This window comes from Tranquillimonas rosea (assembly GCF_900111315.1).
In the GTDB taxonomy this organism is placed as follows: Bacteria; Pseudomonadota; Alphaproteobacteria; order Rhodobacterales; family Rhodobacteraceae; genus Tranquillimonas; species Tranquillimonas rosea.
The window spans coordinates 1-19,615 of record NZ_FOGU01000022.1; the positions used below are offsets into that span (position 1 = coordinate 1).

General features: G+C 64.7%; 19 protein-coding genes and 1 tRNA gene. 18 read left to right on the forward strand and 2 right to left on the reverse strand.

Translation table 11 applies throughout. From position 1 onward, the window contains the following. Positions 1-99 (forward strand): EF-Tu C-terminal domain-related protein (locus BMZ25_RS19995; RefSeq protein ID WP_017929992.1); only part of this gene is annotated, 99 nt, incomplete at its 5' end. Positions 100-196: 97 nt separating this feature from the next. Further along, positions 197-1,168 carry a zinc transporter ZntB gene (locus tag BMZ25_RS20000; protein WP_092696411.1) on the forward strand — a complete coding sequence of 324 codons (972 nt, stop codon included), beginning with the start codon at positions 197-199 and terminating at the stop codon, positions 1,166-1,168. Between the two features lie 18 nt (positions 1,169-1,186). Here BMZ25_RS20000 and BMZ25_RS20005 read toward each other — a convergent pair whose 3' ends face one another. Together BMZ25_RS20005 and BMZ25_RS20010 are read right to left on the reverse strand one after the other, a co-directional pair. After that, positions 1,187-1,432 (reverse strand): hypothetical protein, encoded by a 246-nt coding sequence (locus tag BMZ25_RS20005; RefSeq protein ID WP_092696412.1) that lies wholly within the window; start codon positions 1,430-1,432, stop codon positions 1,187-1,189. A gap of 347 nt (positions 1,433-1,779) precedes the next feature. Further along, on the reverse strand, positions 1,780-2,274 hold the full coding sequence (locus BMZ25_RS20010) for a ferritin-like domain-containing protein (protein ID WP_092696413.1): 495 nt from the start codon (positions 2,272-2,274) through the stop codon (positions 1,780-1,782). Positions 2,275-2,654: 380 nt separating this feature from the next. Between BMZ25_RS20010 and BMZ25_RS20015 the strand changes: the two genes are divergently transcribed. The 16 genes from BMZ25_RS20015 to BMZ25_RS20090 form a co-directional block, all read left to right on the forward strand. Further along, a complete protein-coding gene (locus BMZ25_RS20015; protein ID WP_092696414.1) occupies positions 2,655-2,888 on the forward strand; it encodes a hypothetical protein in 234 nt (77 codons plus the stop codon). 53 nt (positions 2,889-2,941) lie between these two features. Continuing rightward, entirely contained in the window at positions 2,942-3,175 is a 234-nt protein-coding gene (locus BMZ25_RS20020) for a hypothetical protein (RefSeq protein ID WP_092696415.1), read from the forward strand. 78 nt (positions 3,176-3,253) lie between these two features. After that, positions 3,254-3,490: a hypothetical protein gene (locus tag BMZ25_RS20025; protein ID WP_092696416.1), complete on the forward strand. Its 237-nt coding sequence runs from the start codon at positions 3,254-3,256 to the stop codon at positions 3,488-3,490. Positions 3,491-3,557: 67 nt separating this feature from the next. Next, positions 3,558-3,633: transfer RNA gene (locus BMZ25_RS20030), tRNA-Trp, on the forward strand. 91 nt (positions 3,634-3,724) lie between these two features. After that, a complete protein-coding gene (gene secE, locus BMZ25_RS20035) occupies positions 3,725-3,925 on the forward strand; it encodes a preprotein translocase subunit SecE (RefSeq protein ID WP_092696417.1) in 201 nt (66 codons plus the stop codon). 183 nt (positions 3,926-4,108) lie between these two features. Continuing rightward, a complete protein-coding gene (gene nusG, locus BMZ25_RS20040) occupies positions 4,109-4,642 on the forward strand; it encodes a transcription termination/antitermination protein NusG (RefSeq protein WP_092696418.1) in 534 nt (177 codons plus the stop codon). A 109-nt stretch (positions 4,643-4,751) separates the two neighbouring features. After that, positions 4,752-5,180: a 50S ribosomal protein L11 gene (rplK, locus tag BMZ25_RS20045; protein ID WP_092696419.1), complete on the forward strand. Its 429-nt coding sequence runs from the start codon at positions 4,752-4,754 to the stop codon at positions 5,178-5,180. Positions 5,181-5,183: 3 nt separating this feature from the next. Then, on the forward strand, positions 5,184-5,882 hold the full coding sequence (gene rplA / locus BMZ25_RS20050; RefSeq protein WP_092696420.1) for a 50S ribosomal protein L1: 699 nt from the start codon (positions 5,184-5,186) through the stop codon (positions 5,880-5,882). A gap of 257 nt (positions 5,883-6,139) precedes the next feature. Then, positions 6,140-6,658, forward strand: coding sequence for a 50S ribosomal protein L10 (gene rplJ / locus BMZ25_RS20055; protein ID WP_092696421.1), 519 nt, complete (start codon positions 6,140-6,142; stop codon positions 6,656-6,658). Positions 6,659-6,733: 75 nt separating this feature from the next. Further along, positions 6,734-7,117, forward strand: a complete 384-nt coding sequence (gene rplL, locus BMZ25_RS20060; protein WP_092696422.1) for a 50S ribosomal protein L7/L12 — start codon at positions 6,734-6,736, stop codon at positions 7,115-7,117. Between the two features lie 247 nt (positions 7,118-7,364). Then, complete coding sequence (gene rpoB, locus BMZ25_RS20065) at positions 7,365-11,507, forward strand: DNA-directed RNA polymerase subunit beta (RefSeq protein WP_092696423.1); 4,143 nt, start codon at positions 7,365-7,367, stop codon at positions 11,505-11,507. Positions 11,508-11,607: 100 nt separating this feature from the next. Then, positions 11,608-15,855, forward strand: a complete 4,248-nt coding sequence (rpoC, locus tag BMZ25_RS20070) for a DNA-directed RNA polymerase subunit beta' (RefSeq protein ID WP_092696424.1) — start codon at positions 11,608-11,610, stop codon at positions 15,853-15,855. A 558-nt stretch (positions 15,856-16,413) separates the two neighbouring features. Then, complete coding sequence (gene rpsL / locus BMZ25_RS20075) at positions 16,414-16,785, forward strand: 30S ribosomal protein S12 (RefSeq protein ID WP_092696425.1); 372 nt, start codon at positions 16,414-16,416, stop codon at positions 16,783-16,785. A gap of 12 nt (positions 16,786-16,797) precedes the next feature. Next, a complete protein-coding gene (gene rpsG, locus BMZ25_RS20080) occupies positions 16,798-17,268 on the forward strand; it encodes a 30S ribosomal protein S7 (protein WP_092696426.1) in 471 nt (156 codons plus the stop codon). Between the two features lie 24 nt (positions 17,269-17,292). Then, positions 17,293-19,434, forward strand: a complete 2,142-nt coding sequence (gene fusA / locus BMZ25_RS20085) for an elongation factor G (RefSeq protein WP_092696427.1) — start codon at positions 17,293-17,295, stop codon at positions 19,432-19,434. 86 nt (positions 19,435-19,520) lie between these two features. Next, positions 19,521-19,615: GTP-binding protein (locus BMZ25_RS20090; protein ID WP_198670027.1), on the forward strand; the 95-nt coding region annotated here is incomplete at its 3' end.

A 19,615-nucleotide genomic window follows, 5' to 3' on the forward strand; every position in this document is an offset into this window, starting at 1 on the left:
CTGATCGCGCCGATCGCCATGGAAGACGGCCTGCGCTTCGCCATCCGTGAAGGCGGCCGCACCGTCGGCGCCGGCGTCGTCTCGAAGATCATCGAGTAAGCGTCGCCTTGATGCGCATGTTTCAGGGCCGTCCCGCCGGGACGGCCCTTTTTCGTGCGGCGTTGCCGGGACGCGGCGCCGAAATAGGTTGCGCGAGATGAGCGAGCACGTCCACTTCGCCTACCGGTTGGGCGCGGCCCGGCCCTCGGACCTGACGGATCACGACGAGATCGCCGAGGCGGTCCGGCACGACGATCCGGCGTGGCTTCACCTCATGGCCGACCATCCCGAGACTCCGGGATGGATCGACGAATACCTGTCCTTCCTCGACCCGGCGATCCGCGAGGCGCTGACCGCCGCCGAGACGCGGCCGCGCACCCGGCGCATCGGCAGCGGCGTGCTGGTGGTTCTGCGGGGCGTCAACCTGAACCCCGGTGCCGACCCCGAGGACATGGTCTCGCTCCGCCTCTGGGTGGACCCGGCGCGCGTGGTGACGCTGGCCCGGCGGCCCCTGCGCTCGGTCGATGCACTGAAGGCCGAGATCGAGGGAGGCAATGGCCCCAGGAGCGCGCCGGCGCTGCTGTCGGCGATCATCGACCGGATTGTCGACCGGATCGAACCCGTCCTGACGGACCTGGACGATCGCACCGACGAACTGGAAGAGGTGGTGATCGACGGGCCGGACGCGCGTCTGCGCGAGACGATCACAGACATGCGTCTGCAGGCCGCGGGCTTTCGCCGCTACCTGGCGCCGCAGCGGGACGCTTTGGGGGAGCTGGGGCGGCTCAGGCTGCCGTGGCTCGAAGGGCCGGAGCAGAGCGAGATCGGCGAGAATCACGACCGCATGATCCGCGTCGTGGAAGAGGCCGAGTCGATCCGCGACCGGCTGCAGCTGATCGACGGCGAACTGGCCGGCGCCGTCGCGGAACGGCTGAACCGGAATCTCTATGTCCTGTCGATGATTTCGGCGATCTTCCTGCCGCTGGGGTTTCTCACCGGGCTCATGGGCATCAACCTGGCCGGCATGCCGGGCGCGGCGTGGGAGCCGGCGTTCTGGGTCTTTACCGGCGGGCTGGCGGTCCTGGTGGGGATCGTCTTGCTTCTGCTGCGACGCGCCCGATGGTTGTGAGCGCGCCGCGTCCGATGCTCAATTGAGGTCGTCGAGGATCTTCATTGCTTCGAGCTTGCGCTGCGAGTCTTGGGTGTCGCTGCCCGAAAAAATGGACTTCAGTTGAACGATCTGGCTTGTCGTCATTGTGTCGAGGTTGGTCGGATCCGCCCGCACTTTCTTCAGCGAGTGATAGACGCTGGTGCTGAGCTGGTCCCGGGCCGCGTTGGCGACCCCGCCTGTGACGGCGAGTGCTGCGGCCACGAGCAGGATATGTAGTTTCATGCAAGGGCTCCTCGCTGCGAACGACCGGGCGGTTGCCCGGCGTCTCCGGTATGCGCCCCGATGAAGGATTAGGGAAAACACGTTCGGGTCGCGGTCTGTCGCCGGAACGGTGTCGGGCGTCACGCACGGTGATCGGTTCGTGATGCGCGGGGCAGGTTCGCTATCGAACCTGTTGGTCCGGGCCGAGATGGCCTTCACAATCGTGTGGCCGGCCCGTGATGGTGCGGAGTGGCGCAGGGCGGCCGCCTGCAAGGGCGCAGGTGTAGTGTGCGCCAGGTCGGACCTCTGGGAAGAAAAGGGCCGGCCCCTGTCGGTGGCCGGCCCCTCTGGTCATCCTGTGTCGCGTATCAGGCGGCCGATGCGTTGATGCCGCTTTTGGCGATGCGCGTCAGGTGCTCGTCGCCCTGACGAGTCTCGTCCAGGCACTCCTGAAGGATTGCTGCATCGCCGTCGAGCTCCAGGCGGTTGGCGAACGCCATGAGGCAACCATACCCGGCGATCGCATAGTGCATCATGCGCTGATACTGCGTGATCAGCATCGCGTCGCGCACCGCCGGATCGCCGAAGCTTTCTTCGAGGCCGTGGGCGCGGGCTTCGGCGACGAGGCCCTGCATCCCCTTGCAGTGCTCGCCGGCGGGATCGACACCATGATCGCCGCAGATCCGAGCGATCTTCTCGATCCCTTCGGCCGTGCCGTTCTGGCCTTGGATCAGCGCTTGGCTGAGTTCCTTGTCATCGGCAGCACGTCCAAGCTCGTCGATCACCGGAAGCGCCTGCGTGCAGGCACTGTGCAGGTCTTGAAGCTGGTCGAGGTAAAGATCTTTGAGGCTGTTCACCGGCATGTCGTCATCTCCTGCGTTTGGCATTTGGCGCGACAACGTCGGCAGGTGCCCGGCCGTTCCTGTCGATCCATAGACGAGGCTCGCGATAGCGGTGACACACGTCACACGGGATGTGCAAAAATGCACGTCATTGCAAAAATGGTCGATTTTAGTGCGTCACCGTGAGGCTAGCGCTCGAATTAAGTGACGGATATCGCACGATTTTTCTCGGTGTCTGTTAGCTCTCCCTTCACTTTCAAGGGCACAAGTGCGTGAGTGTTCGGCGCCGTTGAGCCGTCTTTTCGCGCCAGCCGAGTGTCCCTAACTGACTGTCATGCTCCGACGGCGCCCCGGACGACGGGGAGCGCGCCGAAGCAGAAGAAAAGTCAAAGGAGCACGTCATGAAGACCCTTATCGTTTCCGCCGCCCTCGGCCTCACCGCGATTGCCGGTGCCGCGCAGGCGAACCCGCAACTCGAAGCCGCCGCGCAGCAGAAGTTCGACCGCTACAACGTCGCGGCCGATGCCAGCGCGCTGTCCGTGGCCCAGCTGGCGGAAATCCAGTTCATCGAGACCGATGACACGGCTGCCGGCGCCAGCACGCGCGCCCTGCTGACCCAGGCTGCCTCGCGCTGAGAGGCGGCAGAACCATACCTGTAACGAGTAACCCCACCAAAGGAGTAACCGAGATGAAAACGATCTTCGCAACCACCGCCATCGCCGTGACCGCCCTTGCCGGCGCCGCGTCCGCGAACCCGCAGCTGGAAGCCTCCGCGCAGACCAAGCTGAACCGCTACCACGTGTCGGCCGATGCCGGCGCGCTGTCCGACGCGCAGCTGGCCGAAATCCAGGCGATCGAGACCAACGACACGGCCGGTGCCACGAACACCCGCTCGCAGCTGATCGCTGCCGTCGAAGGCTAACAATCGCGGTCCTTGGCGACCATATCGGGCGGGTCGGGCCATAGGTCCGGCCCGCCTTTTTCGTTCGGAGACATCACGATGAAATCGCTCGTTCTTCCTGCCGCACTGGGCCTTGCCGCACTGTCGGCCATGCCGGCCGCCGCGACCTCGCAGCTCGAGGCCTTGGCCCAGAACAAGCTGGACCGCTACAACGTGGACGTCGACGCCAGCACGCTCGACACGCAGGCGCTGGCCGAGATCAAGTTCGTCGACACCAACCCCAGGGAACACAGCCGCGCCGAGATTCGCGCCCTGTTGTACCAAGCCGCGCGCTGAGAGGCGGCAAGAGCGGCCGAACCCCCTTGAGGCCCGTGCGGATTCGGTCTAGAAGCGCAGTCGGCCTAGGGGTTTAGCTCAGTTGGTAGAGCATCGGTCTCCAAAACCGAGGGTCGTGGGTTCGAGTCCCTCAACCCCTGCCATTTCACGACATGCGATGGCCGGCCCGAGCCGGCCTTGAATTGTCGGGCCGGGACGCGTATCCGGCGATTGAATACTTTCCGGGGACGCGACATGGCCACCAAGACCAATCCGCTTCAGTTCATCCAGCAGGTACGTGCCGAGGTCGCGAAGGTCGTCTGGCCCACGCGCCGCGAGGTCGTGCTGACGACGGTCATGGTCCTGATCATGGCGACGCTGACGGCGATCTTCTTCTTCCTCGTCGATCTCCTGATCCGCACCGGCCTGCAGACGCTGTTGAGTGTCGTGAGCTGAACGACGCCGCGGGGTCTTGAACTGCCCCGTCATCGGCGCTAAGGCACGCCCTCACTTCCTTACAAGGCGCGCTGTGATTCGAGCGGCGCGCTGCTTTTGTTTGGAAATGGGCGGGACACCGCGTCCCACCTTCAACTGAATGACATCCGCCTGCCCCGCGGCAGGCGAAGGGCAGAGGCGACAATGGCGAAGCGTTGGTATTCGGTGAGTGTGCTGTCGAACTTCGAAAAGAAGATCGCAGAGCAGATCCGCACGTCCGTCGCCGAGGCCGGGCTCGAGGACGAGATCGATGAGGTGCTGGTCCCCACCGAAGAGGTGATCGAGGTGCGCCGCGGCAAGAAGGTCTCGACCGAGCGCCGCTTCATGCCGGGCTACGTGCTGGTGCACATGGAGATGACCGATCGGGGCTATCACCTGATCAACTCGATCAACCGTGTCACCGGCTTCCTCGGCCCGCAGGGCCGGCCCATGCCGATGCGTGACGCCGAGGTGCAGGGCATCCTCGGCCGGGTGGAAGAGGGCGAGAGCGCGCCGCGCACGCTCATCACCTTCCAGACCGGCGAGAAGGTTAACGTCACTGACGGTCCGTTCGAGGGCTTCGACGGCATGGTCGAGGACATCGATCACGAGAACCAGCGCCTGAAGGTGTCTGTCTCGATCTTCGGCCGGGCCACCCCGGTCGAGCTGGAATACGCCCAGGTCAGCAAGGCGACCTGACGCGTCGAGACGCGGAAGGCGAGGCGGGCGCGCCCGTCGGACCGGACCGCGACAACATCAAACCGCCGGATCGCGATCCGTGTCGGTGTTGGACAGAAGGAGAGGCCCTATGGCCAAGAAGAAGGTCGGCAGCCTGAAGCTGCAGGTCCCCGCCGGCAAGGCGAATCCGTCGCCGCCGGTCGGCCCCGCGCTGGGTCAGCGTGGCATCAACATCATGGAATTCTGCAAGGCGTTCAACGCCCGCACGCAGGAAATGGAAGTCGGCGCCCCGTGCCCGACCCTGATCACGTATTATCAGGACAAGTCCTTCACGATGGAAATCAAGACGCCGCCGGCGTCGTATTACCTCAAGAAGGCTGCCAAGCTGCAATCCGGCGCCAAGACGCCGGGCCGCCAGACCGCGGGCACCGTCACGGTGGCCCAGGTTCGCGAGATCGCCGAAGCCAAGATGAAGGACCTCAGCGCGCACGATGTGGACAGCGCGATGAAGATCGTCCTCGGCTCGGCGTCGTCGATGGGCATCGAGGTGAAAGGGTAAGTCATGGCCAAGATCGGTAAACGTACCCGCGCCGCCCGCGAAGCCGTCTCCGGCAAGGAGAACCTGAGCGTCGAGGACGCCGTCGCGCTGATCAAGGCGCAGGCGAGCGCCAAGTTCGACGAGACGGTCGAGATCGCGATGAACCTCGGGATCGACCCGCGGCACGCCGACCAGATGGTGCGCGGCACCGTCAACCTGCCGAACGGCACCGGCAAGACCGTGCGCGTCGCTGTGTTCGCCCGTGGCGGCAAGGCCGAAGAGGCCGAGCAGGCCGGGGCAGACATCGTCGGCGCCGAGGACCTGATGGAGCGTATCCAGAACGGTCAGATCGACTTCGACCGCTGCATCGCCACGCCCGACATGATGCCGGTCGTCGGCCGTCTCGGCAAGATTCTCGGCCCGCGCAACCTGATGCCGAACCCCAAGGTCGGCACGGTGACGATGGACGTCGCGCAGGCCGTCAAGGACGCCAAGGGTGGTCAGGTTCAGTTCAAGGCCGAGAAGGCCGGCGTGATCCATGCCGGTGTCGGCAAGGCGTCGTTCGACGACGCGCAGCTGGCCGAGAACATCCGCGCCTTCGTCGACGCGGTGGGCAAGGCCAAGCCGGCCGGCGCCAAGGGTACCTACATGGAAAAGGTCTCGCTGGCCTCCACCATGGGCCCCGGCGTGTCGATCGACGTGACCAACGCGACGGGCAACTGAGCCCGTTGAAGAATTTGCCGCCCTCGGGCGGCGAATGGCGGGGGCGCCCCTGGTGGCCCCGTCCTGTCCGAGACGGAGGGTTGGGCCGGCCGGTCCAATAATTCCTTCCTGAGATGGGAAACGAGACGTCAGACTTTTCCGGAGGGACAACCTTCGGGCGGTCTTGGCCTCGGGACCCTGATACGGACCCGACGCGCCCCGCGGGGCGCACGAAGAAGAGCCGGGCGGGGAGACCCGTCCAAACTTGGAGTGAAACTGTGGATAGAGCCCAGAAAGAGAAAGTGGTCGAGGAACTCGGCCAGATCTTCGAAAGCTCTGGCGTCGTGGTGGTGTCTCACTACCAGGGACTCACGGTTGCCGAGATGCAGGACCTGCGCGCGCGTATGCGTGAAGCGGGCGGGTCCGTGCGCGTTGCCAAGAACAGGCTCGCCAAGATCGCCCTCGAGGGGACCCCGCCGGCAGCCATTGCCGACCTCCTCACGGGCATGACCGTTCTGTCCTATTCCGAAGACCCGGTGGCAGCTGCCAAGGTCGCGGAAGGCTACGCCAAGGATAACTCGAAGTTCGAGATCCTCGGTGGCGCCATGGGCAGTTCGATCCTGGACCGGGCCGGTGTGAAGGCAGTGTCCGAGATGCCGTCGCGTGAAGAGCTTCTCGCTCAGATCGCTGGCATGGTCGGTGCACCCGCCAGCAACATCGCCGGTGCGATCGGCGCACCTGCTTCGAACATCGCCGGCATCCTCTCGACCATCGAGGAGCGCGGCGAGGCCGCGTAAGGCAATCACGAACATCCCGCGTGGAGGACTTGTCCCCACGACGTTGGACCCCAACTTAGTATACGGAACCGAACAATGGCTGATCTGAAGAAACTCGCCGAAGAGATCGTTGGTCTGACGCTTCTCGAGGCCCAGGAACTGAAAACCATCCTGAAAGACGAATACGGCATCGAGCCCGCGTCGGGCGGCGCCGTGATGATGGCCGGCCCTGCCGGTGGTGAAGCCGCTGGCGAAGCCGCCGAAGAGCAGACCGAATTCGACGTGATCCTGAAGAGCGCCGGCGCTCAGAAGATCAACGTCATCAAGGAAGTTCGCGGCATCACCGGCCTGGGCCTGAAAGAGGCCAAGGAGCTGGTCGAAAGCGGCGGCAAGCCGGTCAAGGAAGGCGCCTCGAAAGAGGAAGCCGAAGAGATCAAGCAGAAGCTCGAAGCGGCTGGCGCCGAAATCGAGCTGAAGTGATCTTGCGCGGGTCGCGACGACCCGCAGCTTGAGCTAGAAGGCCGGTCCCGGCTGATGCCGGGGCTGGCTGTCCGCGTCTTGGTGATGATCTTTCCCGAAAGGGTCATCTCCAGGGCGCGGGTCCGGATCGGGCGGCGGCCTGTGGGAGGGTCGCCAGGGATTGATCCGGTCCCCCTGTCTTCGAGAGCGTGCCGCCCGCGGCCCCGGCGGCCGGCGCGCTTGCGAAAGATGAAAGGTGCAAAGGCGCATGGCTTCGACCTCCTATCTCGGCCAGAAAAGACTCCGCAAATATTACGGCAAGATCCGCGAAGTGCTGGAAATGCCGAACCTCATCGAGGTTCAGAAATCCAGCTATGACCTGTTCCTCGATTCCGGCGACGGGCCCGAGCCTGCCGACGGCGAGGGCATCAAGGGCGTGTTCCAGTCCGTTTTCCCGATCAAGGACTTCAACGAGACCGCCGTTCTCGAGTTCGTGCGTTACGAGCTCGAAAAGCCCAAGTACGACGTCGACGAGTGCCAGCAGCGCGACATGACCTACAGCGCGCCGCTGAAGGTCACCCTGCGCCTGATCGTGTTCGATATCGACGAGGACACCGGCTCGAAATCCGTGAAGGACATCAAGGAGCAGGATGTCTTCATGGGGGACATGCCGCTGATGACGATGAACGGCACGTTCATCGTCAACGGCACCGAGCGCGTGATCGTCAGCCAGATGCACCGCTCGCCGGGCGTCTTCTTCGACCACGACAAGGGCAAGACCCACTCTTCGGGTAAGCTGCTGTTCGCCTGCCGCATCATCCCCTACCGCGGCTCGTGGCTCGACTTCGAGTTCGACGCCAAGGACATCGTCTATGCCCGCATCGACCGTCGCCGGAAGCTGCCGGTGACGACGCTGCTGTATGCGCTGGGGCTGGATCAGGAAGGCATCATGGATGCCTACTACGACACGGTGAGCTTCACCCGCGAAGGCACGCGCGGCTGGAAGACCAAGTTCTTCCCCGAGCGCGTGCGCGGCACCCGTCCGTCCTTCGACCTGGTGGACGCGGACAGCGGCGAGGTGCTCACCAAGGCCGGTGACAAGGTCACGCCGCGCCAGGTGAAGAAGCTGCTCGACGAAGGCTCGGTCACCGATCTTCTGGTGCCGTTCGACCACATCGTCGGCCGCTATGTCGCCAAGGACATCATCAACGAGGAAACCGGCGCGATCTATGTCGAGGCCGGGGACGAGCTGACCTGGGAAGTCGACAAGGACGGCGAGGTCACCGGCGGCACCCTCAAGGAGTTGCTGGACGCCGGCATCACCGACATCCCGGTGCTGGACATCGATAACGTCAACGTCGGTCCGTACATCCGGAACACGATGGCGATGGACAAGAACATGAACCGCGACAGCGCGCTCATGGACATCTATCGCGTCATGCGTCCGGGCGAGCCGCCGACGGTCGAGGCCGCCAGCGCGCTGTTCGACACGCTGTTCTTCGATTCCGAACGCTACGACCTGTCCGCCGTGGGCCGCGTGAAGATGAACATGCGCCTCAACCTCAACGCCGAGGACACGCAGCGCACCTTGCGCCGCGAGGACATCGTCGCCTGCATCAAGGCGCTGGTCGAACTGCGGGACGGCCGGGGCGAGATCGACGATATCGACCACCTCGGCAACCGCCGGGTGCGCTCGGTCGGCGAACTGATGGAGAACCAGTACCGCGTCGGCCTTCTGCGGATGGAGCGCGCGATCAAGGAGCGCATGTCGTCGGTCGAGATCGACACGGTCATGCCGCAGGACCTGATCAACGCGAAGCCCGCCGCGGCCGCGGTGCGCGAATTCTTCGGCTCGTCGCAGCTGTCGCAGTTCATGGACCAGACCAACCCGCTGTCCGAGGTGACGCACAAACGCCGCCTGTCGGCGCTCGGGCCCGGCGGTCTGACGCGTGAGCGCGCCGGTTTCGAGGTGCGCGACGTGCACCCGACCCACTATGGCCGGATGTGCCCGATCGAGACGCCGGAAGGCCCGAACATCGGCCTGATCAACTCGCTGGCGTCGTTCGCCCGCGTGAACAAGTACGGCTTCATCGAGACGCCCTACCGCGTCGTGAAGGACGGACAGGTGACCGACGAGGTCCACTACATGTCCGCCACCGAGGAAATGCGTCACACCGTGGCGCAGGCGAATGCCAAGCTCGACACGGACATGAAGTTCGAGAACGATCTCGTGTCCACCCGTCAGGCGGGCGAGTACATGCTGCAGCCGAACGAGAACGTCGACCTGATCGACGTGTCGCCGAAGCAGCTGGTCTCGGTCGCGGCGTCGCTGATCCCGTTCCTCGAGAACGACGACGCGAACCGCGCGCTTATGGGCTCGAACATGCAGCGTCAGGCGGTGCCGCTCCTGCGGGCCGAGGCGCCGTATGTCGGCACGGGCATCGAAGGCAAGGTCGCGCAGGACTCGGGCGCCTCGATCATGGCGCGCCGCGCCGGCGTGATCGACCAGGTCGATGCGACGCGTATCGTCGTCCGGGCGACTGAGAACCTCGAGGCCGGCGATCCGGGCGTCGACATCTACCGCCTGCGCAAGTTCCAGCGGTCGAACCAGAACACCTGCGTCAGCCAGAAGCCTCTGGTGAAGGTCGGTGACAAGGTCGCCCGCGGCGAGGTCGTGGCCGACGGTCCGTCGACCGACATGGGCGAGCTCGCGCTCGGCAAAAACGTGGTCGTCGCGTTCATGCCCTGGAACGGCTACAACTACGAGGACTCGATCCTGATCTCCGAGCGCATCGTGCGTGACGACGTGTTCACCTCGATCCACATCGAGGAGTTCGAGGTCGCCGCCCGCGATACCAAGCTCGGGCCCGAAGAGATCACCCGCGACATCCCGAACGTCGGCGAGGAAGCCCTGCGCAACCTCGACGAGGCGGGCATCGTCTATATCGGTGCCGAGGTCGGCCCCGCCGACATCCTCGTGGGCAAGATCACGCCCAAGGGCGAAAGCCCGATGACCCCGGAAGAGAAACTGCTCCGCGCCATCTTCGGTGAAAAGGCGTCCGACGTGCGCGACACGTCGCTGCGTCTGCCGCCGGGGGATTACGGCACGGTCGTCGAGGTCCGCGTCTTCAACCGGCACGGTGTCGAGAAGGACGAGCGCGCCCTGCAGATCGAGCGTGAAGAGGTCGAGCGTCTGGCCCGTGACCGGGACGACGAGCTGATGATCCTCGAGCGCAACATCTATTCGCGTCTCAAGCAGATGCTGCTCGGCAAGACCGCCGTGAAGGGGCCCAAGGGCGTCAAGGCGAACTCCGAGATCACCGAGGAGCTGCTCGGTACCCTGTCCAAGGGGCAGTGGTGGCAACTCGCGCTCGGCGAAGAGGAAGAGGCGCAGCAGATCGAGGCGCTGAACGCGCAGTTCGACGCGCAGAAGCGCGCGCTGGAGCACCGTTTCGAGGACAAGGTCGAGAAGGTGCGCCGGGGCGACGACCTGCCGCCGGGCGTGATGAAGATGGTCAAGGTCTTCGTCGCGGTGAAGCGCAAGCTGCAGCCGGGCGACAAGATGGCCGGCCGTCACGGCAACAAGGGCGTCATCTCGAAGGTGGTCCCGATGGAGGACATGCCGTTCCTCGAGGACGGGACTCCGGTGGACTTCGTGCTGAACCCGCTCGGCGTGCCGTCACGGATGAACGTCGGTCAGATCCTCGAGACCCACATGGGCTGGGCCGCGCGCGGTCTGGGCATCAAGGTCGAAGAGGCGCTGGACGAGTATCGCCGCTCGGGCGACATGACCCCGGTCAAGGATGCGATGCGGATCGCCTATGGCGACGAGATCTACTCCGAGGGCATCGAGACGATGGACGACGACCTCCTGCTCGAGGCGGCGGGCAACGTCACCCGCGGTGTGCCGATCGCGACGCCGGTCTTCGACGGTGCGAAAGAGGACGACGTCAACGACGCGCTCCAGCGTGCCGGTTTCGACAAGTCCGGGCAGTCGGCGCTGTTCGACGGCCGCACGGGCGAGCGCTTCTCGCGGCCGGTCACGGTCGGGGTGAAGTACCTGCTCAAGCTGCACCACCTGGTCGACGACAAGATCCACGCCCGTTCGACCGGTCCGTACAGCCTGGTCACCCAGCAGCCGCTGGGCGGCAAGGCGCAGTTCGGCGGGCAGCGCTTCGGCGAGATGGAGGTCTGGGCGCTGGAAGCGTATGGCGCGGCCTACACCCTGCAGGAGATGCTGACCGTCAAGTCGGACGACGTGGCCGGCAGGACCAAGGTCTACGAGAGCATCGTCAAGGGCGAGGACAACTTCGAGGCCGGCGTGCCGGAATCGTTCAACGTGCTCGTCAAGGAGGTCCGGGGTCTGGGCCTCAACATGGAACTCCTGGATGCGGAAGAGGACGAGGAGTGACGCGGAGAGGCGGGGAGACCCCCGCCCTGCGACGTCCCGGTAGGGCGGGGATCACCCCGCTCCTGCCCGTCCTTCTCCGGCCGATATTCGAGGTATCAAGATGAACCAGGAACTCACGACCAACCCCTTCAACCCGATGACGTCGGCCAAGACGTTTGACGAGATCAAGATCTCCCTGGCCTCCCCCGAGCGGATCCTCAGCTGGTCCTTCGGCGAGATCAAGAAGCCCGAGACGATCAACTACCGCACGTTCAAGCCCGAGCGTGACGGCCTGTTCTGCGCGCGCATCTTCGGTCCGATCAAGGACTACGAGTGCCTGTGCGGCAAGTACAAGCGCATGAAGTATCGCGGCGTGGTCTGCGAGAAGTGCGGCGTCGAGGTGACGCTGCAGAAGGTCCGGCGCGAGCGCATGGGCCACATCGAGCTGGCCTCGCCCGTGGCCCACATCTGGTTCCTCAAGTCGCTGCCGTCGCGCATCGGCCTGATGCTGGACATGACCCTGCGCGATCTCGAGCGGGTGCTCTACTTCGAGAACTACGTCGTCATCGAGCCGGGCCTGACGGACCTTCAATACGGTCAGATGCTGACCGAAGAAGAGTTCATGGACGCCCAGGACCAGTACGGCATGGACGCCTTCACCGCCAATATCGGCGCCGAGGCGATCCGCGAGATGCTGTCGATGATCGACCTCGAGACCGAGGCCGAGCGTCTGCGCGAGGAGCTCAAGGAAGCCACCGGCGAGCTGAAGCCCAAGAAGATCATCAAGCGGCTCAAGATCGTCGAGTCCTTCCTGGAATCGGGCAACCGCCCCGAGTGGATGATCATGACCGTGATCCCGGTCATTCCGCCGGAACTGCGCCCGCTCGTTCCGCTGGACGGCGGCCGGTTCGCCACGTCGGACCTGAACGACCTCTATCGCCGCGTGATCAACCGGAACAACCGCCTCAAGCGGCTGATCGAACTGCGCGCGCCGGACATCATCATCCGCAACGAAAAGCGGATGCTGCAGGAATCCGTCGACGCGCTGTTCGACAACGGCCGCCGCGGCCGCGTCATCACCGGCGCCAACAAGCGTCCGCTGAAATCGCTGTCGGACATGCTCAAGGGCAAGCAGGGCCGTTTCCGGCAGAACCTTCTGGGTAAGCGTGTCGACTTCTCGGGCCGTTCGGTCATCGTGACCGGTCCCGAGTTGAAGCTGCACCAATGTGGCCTGCCCAAGAAGATGGCGCTCGAGCTGTTCAAGCCGTTCATCTACTCACGGCTCGAGGCGAAGGGCCTGTCGTCGACCGTCAAGCAGGCCAAGAAGCTGGTCGAGAAGGAGCGTCCCGAGGTCTGGGACATCCTCGACGAGGTCATCCGCGAGCATCCGGTCCTTCTGAACCGGGCGCCGACTCTACACCGTCTGGGCATCCAGGCGTTCGAGCCGGTCCTGATCGAGGGCAAGGCGATCCAGCTTCACCCGCTGGTCTGCTCGGCCTTCAACGCCGACTTTGACGGCGACCAGATGGCCGTGCACGTTCCGCTGAGCCTCGAGGCGCAGCTGGAAGCGCGCGTCCTGATGATGTCGACGAACAACGTGCTGTCGCCGGCCAACGGCGCGCCGATCATCGTGCCGTCGCAGGACATGATCCTCGGCCTCTATTACCTCACGCTCGAGCGTGAGGGGATGAAGGGCGAAGGCATGGTCTTCTCGGACGTGGATGAGGTGCAGCACGCGCTCGACTCGGGCGAGCTGCACATGCACGCCCGGATCACCGCGCGCCTCAAGCAGGTGGACGAGCAGGGCCAGGAGGTCATGCGCCGCTACGAGACGACTCCGGGCCGCATCCGCGTGGGCGCGCTTCTGCCGCTCAACGCCAAGGCGCCGTTCGATCTCGTGAACCGTCTGCTCCGCAAGGGCGAGGTGCAGAACGTCATCGACACCGTCTACCGCTATTGCGGCCAGAAGGAGTCGGTCATCTTCTGCGACCAGATCATGTCGATGGGCTTCAAGGAGGCCTTCAAGGCCGGCATCAGCTTCGGCAAGGACGACATGGTCATCCCCGAGCAGAAGTGGCCCATCGTCGAGTCCGTGCGCGAGCAGGTGAAGGACTTCGAGCAGCAGTACATGGACGGCCTGATCACCCAGGGCGAAAAGTACAACAAGGTCATCGACGCCTGGTCCAAGTGCAACGACCAGGTGACCGAGGCGATGATGGACGCGATCTCGTCCAAGCGTCTCGACGACAACGGCGCCGAGATGGAGCCGAACTCGGTCTACATGATGGCCCACTCGAAGGCGCGTGGCTCGGTCACCCAGATGAAGCAGCTGGGCGGGATGCGCGGCCTGATGGCCAAGCCCTCGGGCGAGATCATCGAAACGCCGATCATCTCGAACTTCAAGGAAGGCCTGACCGTGCTGGAGTACTTCAACTCCACCCATGGCGCGCGGAAGGGCCTGTCGGACACCGCTCTGAAGACGGCGAACTCGGGCTACCTGACCCGTCGTCTGGTCGACGTTGCCCAGGACTGCATCGTGCGTCTGCACGATTGCGGCACCGACAACGCCATCACGGTCGAGCCGGCCGTGAATGACGGCGAGGTCATCGCCACCATCGGCGAGCGAGTGCTGGGCCGAGTGGTGGCCGAGGACGTGATCGTTCCGGGCACCGACGAGGTGCTCGCGGCCGAGGGTGAGCTCATCGACGAGCGCAAGGCCGACGCGATCGAGACCGCGGCGATCCAGTCGATGCGTGTTCGTTCGCCGCTGACCTGCGAATCCGACGAGGGTGTCTGCGCCATGTGCTATGGCCGCGACCTGGCCCGCGGCACGATGGTGAACGTCGGCGAGGCCGTCGGCATCATCGCGGCGCAGTCCATCGGCGAGCCCGGCACCCAGCTGACGATGCGGACCTTCCACATCGGCGGCGTCGCGCAGGGTGGTCAGCAATCGTTCCAGGAAGCGGGTCAGGAGGGCTTTGCCAAGTTCCACAACCCGAACCTGCTCGAGAACGAGGCCGGCCAGCAGATCGTCATGGGCCGCAACATGCAGCTGGCGATCGTCGACGAACACGGCGTCGAACGGGCGAGCTTCAAGCTCGGCTACGGCACCGCGATGCATGTCGACGACGGCGCCGAGATCAAACGCGGCGACAAGCTGTTCGAGTGGGACCCCTACACCCTGCCGATCATCGCCGAGAAGGCGGGGACGGCGAAGTTCGTCGACCTTATCTCGGGCGTCTCCGTCCGGGAGGAAACCGACGACGCCACCGGCATGACCCAGAAGATCGTGTCGGACTGGCGTGCGGCGCCGCGCGGCAACGATCTCAAGCCCGAGATCCTGATCGTGGGCGAGGATGGCGAACCGGTTCGCAACGAGAACGGCAATCCGGTCACGTACCAGATGTCGGTCGACGCGATCCTGTCGGTCGAAGAGGGCACGCCGATCAAGGCGGGTGACGTGGTCGCGCGGATTCCGCGGGAAGGCGCCAAGACGAAGGACATTACCGGCGGTCTGCCGCGTGTGGCCGAACTCTTCGAGGCGCGGCGTCCCAAGGATCACGCGATCATCGCCGAGATCGACGGCTATGTCCGGTTCGGCAAGGACTACAAGAACAAGCGCCGGATCGCGATCGAACCCGCCGACGAGACGATGGACAAGGTCGAGTACATGGTGCCGAAGGGGAAACACATCCCCGTCGCCGAGGGCGATTACGTCCAGAAGGGCGACTACATCATGGACGGCAACCCGGCGCCGCACGACATCCTGTCGATCATGGGTGTCGAGGCTCTGGCCGACTACATGATCAACGAGGTGCAAGAGGTCTATCGTCTGCAGGGCGTGAAGATCAACGACAAGCACATCGAGGTCATCGTCCGGCAGATGCTGCAGAAGTGGGAGATCCTCGACAGCGGCGAAAGCACGCTGCTCAAGGGCGAACACGTCGACAAGCTCGAGTTCGACGCCGCGAACGAGAAGGCGATCGCCAAGGGCGGCCGTCCCGCACAGGGCGAGCCGATCCTGCTCGGCATCACCAAGGCGTCGCTACAGACCCGGTCGTTCATCTCGGCCGCGTCCTTCCAGGAGACCACCCGCGTGCTGACCGAGGCATCGGTGCAGGGCAAGCGCGACAAGCTGGTCGGCCTGAAGGAGAACGTCATCGTCGGCCGTCTCATCCCGGCGGGCACCGGCGGGGCCTCGCAGCGCGTGCGCCGCGTCGCGGCCGAGCGGGACCTGAAGGTGCTGAAGGCCGCCCAGTCCGAGGCCGAACAGGCCGCGGCGCTGGCGGCGCCCGAACAAGCGGCGGACGTCTCGCCCGATCCGTTCGAGGACACGCTCGTCGACACGCCGGAGAGCCGCGAGGAGTAAGCGCTCCGGCATCACTATCGAGGGGCCCCGCCAGGTGCGGGGCCCTTTTCATTTCTGGGCTCGTTTCCCCGCCGAGGGCGAATCGAACTGCCTCTATTTCGATCGTCGGGCGGGATTTTCCGCGTTTGGCGCTGGAATCCCGCGGCCACGAAAGGTATCCTGTCGCCATTCACATGCTTGAACGGTCCGACCGGCCGCCCCAGATACAGCTGCCCGCCCGTTGCTTTCCGGGTGGGGTGCAGTAGGGTGGCTCAGGCGGCTGTTGACAGCCCCCGCGACTCCCCTTATACGGCGCGCACTCAGGTACCGGGGCCGGCACGGCCCATGACGCCTTTACAGAACCGAAGTGGTCAAGATCCGGCCCTGCGCCCGATCCTCTGAAGGCCCACCGCGTGCTTTTCCGTTCGGGGAAGCAATGCGGTTTTTCTCGTTTTGCGGACGCGCGGCGCGCGGCCCGACGACAAGACCGAACAGGGGCGCGCGCGTCCCGCCCAGATAGCCCCGCGCGACAAGGCGGGACCGAAATTTGAAGAGTTGCAACACGGGGATACGACCGGAATGCCAACGATCCAGCAGCTGATCCGCAAGCCGCGGCAGCCCAAACCTCAACGCTCGAAGTCGCTGCACCTCGAGGGCTGCCCGCAGAAGCGCGGCGTCTGCACGCGCGTCTACACCACGACGCCGAAAAAGCCGAACTCGGCCATGCGGAAGGTCGCCAAGGTGCGCCTGACCAATGGCTACGAAGTCATCAGCTACATCCCGGGTGAGAAGCACAACCTGCAGGAGCACTCGGTGGTGCTGATCCGCGGTGGCCGTGTGAAGGACCTTCCCGGCGTCCGCTATCATATCCTGCGCGGTGTTCTCGACACCCAGGGTGTCAAAGACCGCAGACAGCGCCGTTCGAAGTACGGCGCGAAGCGTCCGAAGTAAGAGGATACCAGCATGTCCCGCCGCCACGCCGCCGAAAAGCGCGAGATCCTGCCCGACGCCAAATATGGCGACCGGGTCCTGACGAAGTTCATGAACAACCTCATGGTCGACGGCAAGAAGTCCGTCGCCGAGCGGATCGTCTACAATGCCTTCGACCGCGTCGAGGGCAAGCTCAAGAAGGCGCCGCTCGAGGTGTTCCACGAGAGCCTCGACAACATCAAACCTTCGGTCGAGGTGCGCTCGCGCCGCGTCGGCGGCGCCACGTATCAGGTGCCCGTCGAAGTGCGCCCCGAGCGCCGCGAGGCGCTGGCGATCCGCTGGCTGATCGACGCCTGCCGCAAGCGCAACGAGAACACCATGGAAGAGCGTCTCGCGGGTGAGCTCGCCGATGCCGTCCACGGTCGTGGCGCCGCGGTGAAGAAGCGCGAAGACACCCACAAGATGGCCGACGCCAACAAGGCGTTCAGCCACTACCGCTGGTAACCCCTAGCCTGAGGACCCTTCCCAATGGCACGCGAATATTCCCTCGACCGGTACCGGAACTTCGGGATCATGGCGCACATCGATGCGGGCAAGACCACCTGCACCGAGCGCGTCCTGTTCTACACCGGCAAGTCGCACAAGATCGGCGAGGTGCATGACGGCGCCGCGACGATGGACTGGATGGAGCAGGAGCAGGAGCGGGGGATCACCATCACCTCTGCTGCGACCACGACCTTCTGGTTCCGCACCGAGGACGGCGAGAACCCGACTGGCATCTACGGCGACACGCCGCAGGAAGCCAAGTTCCGCTTCAACATCATCGACACGCCCGGCCACGTCGACTTCACGATCGAGGTCGAGCGGTCGCTGGCCGTGCTCGACGGCGCGATCTGCGTGCTCGACGCCAACGCCGGCGTCGAGCCCCAGACCGAGACCGTGTGGCGTCAGGCCGACCGGTACGAGGTGCCGCGCGTGGTGTTCGTCAACAAGATGGACAAGCTGGGCGCCGACTTCTGGAACTGCGTCACCATGATCCGCGAGCGCACCGGTGCGAACCCCGTGCCGATCCAGATGCCCATCGGGGCAGAGGACAAGCTCGAAGGCATCATCGACCTCGTGACCATGAAGGAATGGGTCTGGAAGGGTGAAGACCTCGGCGCGACCTGGGTGATCCAAGACATTCGCGACGAGCTGAAGGACCGCGCCGAAGAGATGCGTTCCGAGCTGATCGAGAACGCGGTCGAGCAGGACGACGAGGCCATGGAGGCCTACCTGGAGGGCGAAGAGCCCGACGAGGCGAAGCTGCGCGAACTGATCCGCAAGGGCACGCTGTCGCTGTCCTTCGTGCCGGTTCTGTGTGGCTCGGCGTTCAAGAACAAGGGCGTCCAGCCCATGCTGAACGCGGTCATCGACTATCTGCCCGGTCCGCTCGACGTGCCGCCCTACATGGGCTTCTCGCCGGACGACGAGACCGAGACGCGCAACATAGAGCGTCGCCCCGGTGATGATCAGCCGTTCGCCGGTCTCGCGTTCAAGATCATGAACGATCCGTTCGTCGGCTCGCTGACCTTCACCCGCATCTACTCGGGCATTCTCGAGAAGGGCGGCAACGTCATGAACTCGACGAAGGGCAAGCGCGAGCGCATCGGCCGGATGATGATGATGCACTCGAACTCCCGCGAAGAGATCAGCTGGGCCGGTTCGGGCGACATCATCGCGCTGGCGGGCCTGAAGGAAACGACGACGGGCGACACGCTCTGCGACGCGCAGAAGCAGGTCGTGCTCGAGACGATGACCTTCCCCGATCCGGTGATCGAGATCGCCGTCGAGCCCAAGACGAAGGCCGACCAGGAAAAGATGTCCGCCGGTCTGCAGCGTCTTGCCGCCGAGGACCCGTCGTTCAAGGTCGAGACCGACCTGGAATCGGGCCAGACGATCATGAAGGGGATGGGCGAGCTCCACCTCGACATTCTCGTCGACCGCCTGAAGCGCGAGTTCAAGGTCGAGGCGAACATCGGTGCCCCGCAGGTCGCCTATCGCGAGACGATCCGTCAGCCGATCAACCACACCTACACGCACAAGAAGCAGTCGGGTGGTTCGGGTCAGTTCGCCGAGGTTCAGCTGGAGATCTCCCCGACCGAGCCGGGCGAGGGCTATACCTTCGAAAGCCGCATCGTTGGCGGTTCGGTGCCGAAGGAATACGTCCCCGGCGTCGAGAAGGGCATCAAGTCGGTGATGGATTCCGGTCCGATCGCGGGCTTCCCGGTGATCGACTTCAAGGTCGCGCTGGTGGACGGCAAGTACCACGACGTCGACTCGTCGGTCCTGGCATTCGAGATCGCCAGCCGGATGTGCATGCGTGAAGGCCTCCGCAAGGCGGGCGCGATGCTGCTCGAGCCGGTGATGAAGGTCGAGGTCACGACGCCCGAGGAATACACCGGTGGCATCATCGGCGACCTCACCTCGCGTCGCGGCCATGTGACCGGACAGGACCCGCGCGGCAACGCCGTGGCGATCGGCGCGATGGTGCCGCTGGCCAACATGTTCGGCTACATCAACAACCTGCGTTCGATGTCGTCGGGCCGCGCCCAGTTCACGATGCAGTTCGACCACTACGAGCCTGTGCCGCAGAACATCAGCGACGAGATCCAGGCGAAATTCGCATAAGCCGCGGTGCGTGGGCCCCGCCCACGCACCCTACCGCACCGTAGGGTGCGTGTCCGCACGCACCGCCGAAGAACAAGGAGGCCATTATGGCAAAGGCAAAGTACGAACGCACGAAACCGCACGTGAACATCGGCACGATCGGTCACGTTGACCACGGCAAGACGACGCTGACGGCTGCGAT